This window comes from Streptococcus sp. GMD1S, from assembly GCF_000296875.1.
Classification (GTDB): Bacteria; Bacillota; Bacilli; order Lactobacillales; family Streptococcaceae; genus Streptococcus.
Genome location: NZ_AJQY01000292.1, coordinates 1 through 556, shown reverse-complemented (window position 1 = coordinate 556; position 556 = coordinate 1). Strand labels below are relative to the sequence as shown.

Below are 556 nucleotides of genomic sequence, written 5' to 3'. Positions count from 1 at the left end.
GGAGTTGTTTTTCATCTGCTTTGGCAGTAGTTGGTGCAGTTTGCTCAGCTTTCTCAACGGCAGTGCCGACTTCAACAACTTGAGCGACCGCTTCCTGCGATACCGCACTATTGACAAGTGTTCTTTCTTCCTTGCCGTCAGCAGTAGTGCTGACAGAGTAGAAAATCGTACGGCGACCATTTACACCAGTAACGATGACTTGCGTTTGTCCGAGTGGCAATTGTGGATTTTCACGTGTCACAGTAGTGAACGGAATATCTTCCTCTTGGATATCCAGCCTTGGTTTCGCTTCGGCAGCTGGAGCAAGGCCACTTTCATCTCCTTTGTGAGTAATAGGGGCGCCGATTTCAACCACTTGGGTCACAGGTTCTTTGGTCACTTGGCTATCTAGAACCGTTTCTGTTTGTTTTCCATTTTCAGTAAGGACAGAGATGTAATGAGTACGTTCGCCCTCTACACCTGGTGTGATGATCTTTTCCTGACCGGCTGGGAGGTTCGGCTTTTCCTTCTTGATAACTTCAAATGGAATCTTTTCTGCTCTTGTGATGAGTTCCGG

At 47.5% G+C, this 556-nt stretch carries 1 protein-coding gene; it reads right to left on the bottom strand.

Annotation, left to right across the window (positions count from 1 at the left end; translation table 11 throughout):
• Window positions 1–556: G5 domain-containing protein (locus GMD1S_RS08855; RefSeq protein ID WP_000296672.1), on the bottom strand; the 556-nt coding region annotated here is incomplete at both ends.